We start from the raw sequence: 4513 nt of genomic DNA on the forward strand, positions 1-4513 counted from the left end.
CGTCTCCACCCCGTCACACCCGCCCCCGCGGTTGACCCCCGTCACACCGGCCCGGGATACTGAACCTGAACGCACGGTCGGTAATTCGCCGCGCCCGCCCCGTCGTCGGTCACTCAAGGAGTCTCCATGTCCGCACAGTCCCAGGCCCTGCTCGTCGGCGGTCGCCGCACGCCCGTCGGCAAGTACGGCGGCGCCCTCTCCTCCGTCCGCCCCGACGACCTCGCCGCCTTGACCGTCAAGGCCGTGATCGAGGACGCCGGCATCGACCCGTCGGTCGTGGACGACGTCATCCTCGGCAACGCGAACGGCGCCGGCGAGGAGAACCGCAACGTCGCCCGCATGGCCTGGTTGCTGGCCGGCTTCCCGGACACCGTCCCGGGCATCACCGTGAACCGCCTCTGCGCGTCCGGCATGTCCGCGATCGGCATCGCCACCGCGATGGTGCGCTCCGGGATGGCCGACGTCGTCGTGGCCGGAGGCGTGGAGTCGATGTCCCGCGCCCCCTGGGTGATGGAGAAGCCGACGACGGCGTTCGCCAAGCCCGGCGCGGCCTTCGACACCTCGATCGGTTGGCGCTTCGTGAACCCGCGCTTCGCGGACGGCGAGTTCGGGGAGAAGTTCACCTTCTCCATGCCGGAGACCGCCGAGGAGGTGGGCGAGGTGGACGGCATCACCCGCGAGGACGCGGACGCCTTCGCCGCCCGCTCGCACGAGCGTGCGCTGGCCGCCATCGAGGCCGGCCGCTTCGCGGACGAGATCGTGCCCGTCGTCGTCACGGGCCGCAAGGGAGCCGAGACGATCGTGGACACGGACGAGGGCCCCCGTCCCGGCTCCACCCCCGAGGTGCTCGCCGGCCTGCGCCCGATCATCAAGAAGGACGGCGTGGTCACCGCCGGCAACTCCTCCTCCCTCAACGACGGCGCCTCGGCGATCCTCGTCGTCTCTGAGCGGGCCGCGCAGAAGTACGGCCTGACCCCGCGCGCCCGCGTCGTGGAGTCCACCTCAGCGGGCCTGGCCCCCGAGATCATGGGCCTGGGCCCTGTCCCGGCCACCGAGAAGGCCCTCGAGCGCTCCGGCTGGTCCGTGGCGGACCTGGGCGCCGTCGAGCTCAACGAGGCCTTCGCCACCCAGTCCCTGGCCTCGATGCGGCGCCTCGGCCTGGACCCGGAGACCGTCAACGCCGACGGCGGCGCGATCGCCCTGGGCCATCCGCTGGGCTCCTCGGGGTCGCGTCTCGTGGTCACGCTGCTCGGTCGGATGGAGCGTGAGGGCGCGGACAAGGGCCTGGCCACGATGTGCGTGGGCGTGGGCCAGGGCTCCGCGATGCTCGTGGAGAAGGTGTGAGCGCATGGCCGACTTCAGCCACTTCACGGCACTGCGCGTCGAGGAGCGTGAGGACCGCGTCCACGCGCGCATGGACCGCCCGGGCGTGCGCAACGCGATCGACCAGACCATGGTCGACGAGTTCCACGAGCTCTGCGCCCACCTCGAACGCGAACCGAAGATCCTGATCATCTCCGGCACGCAGGTGGAGTCGAAGCGCGAGCCGGGGAGGTTCTCCGGCATCTTCGCCTCCGGCGCGGACATCGGACAGCTGCGCGAGCGCCGCCGAGACGACGCCCTGCGCGGCGTGAATTCGCAGGTCTTCGACCGCATCCACCGGCTGCCCATGCCCGTGATCGCGGCGATCGACGGCTTCGCCCTCGGCGGCGGCGCGGAACTGGCCTACGCGGCCGACTTCCGCATCGCCACCCCGGCGCTGAAGATGGGCCAGCCCGAGACGGGCCTGGGGATCACGGCCGCTGCGGGCGCCCAGTGGCGGCTCAAGGAACTGGTGGGTGAGCCGGTGGCCCTCGAGCTGCTGCTCGCCGGACGGATCCTGGACGCACAGGAGGCCCTCGAGCTCAAGCTCGTCACCGAGCTGCACGAGCCGGACGCCCTCCTCGACGCCGCCGACGCTCTCGCCGACCGCATCGCGCAGCAGGACCCGCTGGCCGTGCGGATCTCCAAGCGCGTCTTCCACCTGCCCCGCGAGGCCCACCCCCACGTGGACGAGATCGCGCAGGCCATCCTGTTCGAGTCGCAGGCCAAGTTCGAGCGCATGCAGGCGTTCCTGGACCGCAAGAAGAAGTGAGGACTGACATGACCGATCAGCAGCACACCCCTGACACCGCTCCGTCCTCCGTGCCCGCCGTCGTCGGCGTCCTCGGCGGCGGTCGGATGGGCGGCGGCATCGCCCACGCGTTCCTCGTCTCGGGATCGTCCGAGGTGGTCGTCGTCGAGCGTGACCCGCAGTCGGCCGAGGCCGCCCAGGAGCGCATCGTGGCCGACCTGGCCGCCTCCCTCGAGCGCGGCAAGATCGACGGCGACCTGAACGTGTGGGCGCAGCGCCTGACCGTCTCCGTGGACCGCACCGACTTCGCCCGCTGCGACCTCGTCGTCGAGGCCGTGTTCGAGGACATGCAGGTGAAGATCGAGGCGCTCACCGACGTCGAGGCCCACCTGCGCGAGGACGCCTGGCTGGCCAGCAACACCTCGTCCCTGTCGATCGACGAGATCGCCACGCACCTGCAGCGCCCCGAGCGGTTCTGCGGCCTGCACTACTTCAACCCGGTGCCCGCCTCGAAGCTCGTGGAGGTCGTGATCGGCGAGCAGACCGGTGCGGAGCTCCAGGCCCTGTCCACCGAGTGGGTCCGCGGGCTCGGCAAGACCCCCGTCGTCGTCAAGGACGCACCGGGCTTCGCCTCGTCGCGCCTGGGCGTGGCGATCGCGCTCGAGGCCATCCGCATGGTCGAGGAGGGTGTGGCCTCCCCCGAGGACATCGATGCCGCCATGGTGCTCGGCTACAAGTTCCCGGTCGGCCCGCTGGCGCTGACCGACATCGTGGGCCTGGACGTGCGCCTGGGCATCGCGGAGTACCTCGAGTCCCAGCTGGGTGAGCGCTTCGCCCCGCCGCAGCTCATGCGGGACATGGTGGCCCGCGGTGAGCTCGGCCGGAAGTCCGGCAAGGGCTTCTTCGACTACCGCTGAGCCCCCGGGGCAGGCGCTTTCGAACGTGAGATAGGGCCTATCTCCCGTTCGAAAGCGCTCATTCCCCCGATATCACGTTCGAAAGTGCGGCGGCGGGGCCGGCGCGGCTAGCGTGGCGGGCATGGACGAGCCGACGCTGCTGCGCATCGCCCGCGACCGCGCCCTCGAGCTGCCGGGCAGCGCCGCGTCGCACCCCTTCGGCCCGGACACCGAGGTCGTGAAGGTGCAGGGGAAGCTGTTCGTGGTGTTCATCGACCACGACGGGCGCCGCCTCGTGAACGTGAAGGCCCGCCCGGAGGACGGCGCCCAGCTGCGCGCAGCCCTTCCCGCGGCGATCACGCCCGGCTATCACATGGACAAGCGGCACTGGCTCAGCCTGGCCGCGCACCCGGACCTCGACGAGCAGCTCGTCCGGGACCTCGTCACGGAGTCGTACCTGCTGGTCGTCGCGAAGCTCCCCCGCACCCGGCGCCCCGTGGACCCCGACACCTTCGGCCGGGCCTGATGTCGGTCGACCGCCCCTTCCGCTTCACCCACCGCTGGTCCGTCCCCGCAGACGCCCGGTCCGTGCTGGCCCTGCTCGCCGACCCGGCCGGCTACCCACGCTGGTGGCCGGCCGTCCCGCGCGTCCGTCACCTGGGCCCCGATCGCGCCGCCGTCCGGCTGCGCGGGTTCGTGCCGGTGCGTCTGACGATGGAGCGTCTCATCGACGACCGCGCCCGCGGCCTTCTGGTCGCGCACCTGAGCGGAGACCTGACGGGCACCGTGCGGGTCACCGTGCACGACGACGGCGCCCCGGCCGGACGCGCGCCGCACTGCATCGTGGTGTGGGAGCAGGAGGTGGTGCTGACCTCGTCGTGGATGCGCGCCGTGGCCCGCGTGCCGGGCGCCCGCGCCGCGATGGGCCTCAGCCACGCGGCCGCGATGCGCTCCGCGCGTCGGGCGCTCGGGGCGAAGGCCGTGCCGACCGCTGACCCCGCTCCAACAACTCGTCTATGACGGCCCGGCGCCCCGGCCGGCTCAGAGCTCGGCCTGGGCCTCGTTCCACTCGCGGGACAGCGGCGGGCGGGAGAGGCCGTCGAGCAGGCCGTCGGCGGGGTCGACGCCGAGCTCCACGATCCTGTTGTCCGCGTCCACGTGGACGACCTTGGGCTGGAAGTGGCGGGCCTCGGCGTCGTCCATCTGCCCGTAGGCGATGAGGATGACGATGTCCCCCGGATGCACCAGGTGGGCGGCGGCGCCGTTGATGCCGAGCACGCCGGAGCCCCGCTCACCCGCGATGGTGTAGGTCTCCAGCCGCGCGCCGTTCGTGACGTCCACGATGGACACGAGCTCGCCCGGGAGGATGTCCGCGGCGTCCAGCAGGTCCTGGTCCACGGTCACGGAGCCCACGTAGTGCAGGTCCGCCTGGGTCACGGTGGCCCGGTGGATCTTGGCGTGGAACATGGTGCGCAGCATGCGGCAGAACTCTCCGGATGAGGGG

6 protein-coding genes are annotated in these 4513 nt (G+C 71.9%); 5 read left to right on the forward strand and 1 reads right to left on the reverse strand.

Features of this window, described 5'->3' with window-relative positions:
- Positions 1-126 precede the first annotated feature (126 nt).
- The 5 genes from MHY29_RS11305 (at position 127) to MHY29_RS11325 (ending at position 4029) form a co-directional block, all read left to right on the forward strand.
- Positions 127-1344 carry a thiolase family protein gene (locus MHY29_RS11305; protein WP_224356289.1) on the forward strand — a complete coding sequence of 406 codons (1218 nt, stop codon included), beginning with the start codon at positions 127-129 and terminating at the stop codon, positions 1342-1344.
- 4 nt (positions 1345-1348) lie between these two features.
- On the forward strand, positions 1349-2134 hold the full coding sequence (locus MHY29_RS11310; protein WP_224356288.1) for an enoyl-CoA hydratase/isomerase family protein: 786 nt from the start codon (positions 1349-1351) through the stop codon (positions 2132-2134).
- 8 nt (positions 2135-2142) lie between these two features.
- Positions 2143-3030: a 3-hydroxyacyl-CoA dehydrogenase family protein gene (locus MHY29_RS11315; RefSeq protein ID WP_239241291.1), complete on the forward strand. Its 888-nt coding sequence runs from the start codon at positions 2143-2145 to the stop codon at positions 3028-3030.
- Between the two features lie 121 nt (positions 3031-3151).
- Positions 3152-3535 carry an MmcQ/YjbR family DNA-binding protein gene (locus MHY29_RS11320; RefSeq protein WP_224356286.1) on the forward strand — a complete coding sequence of 128 codons (384 nt, stop codon included), beginning with the start codon at positions 3152-3154 and terminating at the stop codon, positions 3533-3535.
- Complete coding sequence (locus tag MHY29_RS11325) at positions 3535-4029, forward strand: SRPBCC family protein (RefSeq protein WP_239241293.1); 495 nt, start codon at positions 3535-3537, stop codon at positions 4027-4029. The genes MHY29_RS11320 and MHY29_RS11325 overlap by 1 nt, the downstream gene beginning before the upstream one ends.
- A gap of 21 nt (positions 4030-4050) precedes the next feature.
- On the opposite strand, the gene panD is transcribed toward MHY29_RS11325, so the two are convergent.
- On the reverse strand, positions 4051-4488 hold the full coding sequence (gene panD / locus MHY29_RS11330) for an aspartate 1-decarboxylase (RefSeq protein WP_224356284.1): 438 nt from the start codon (positions 4486-4488) through the stop codon (positions 4051-4053).
- Positions 4489-4513 lie beyond the last annotated feature (25 nt).

Origin of the sequence: Micrococcus sp. ACRRV (genome assembly GCF_022346985.1) — a bacterium.
In the GTDB taxonomy this organism is placed as follows: domain Bacteria; phylum Actinomycetota; class Actinomycetes; order Actinomycetales; family Micrococcaceae; genus Micrococcus; species Micrococcus porci.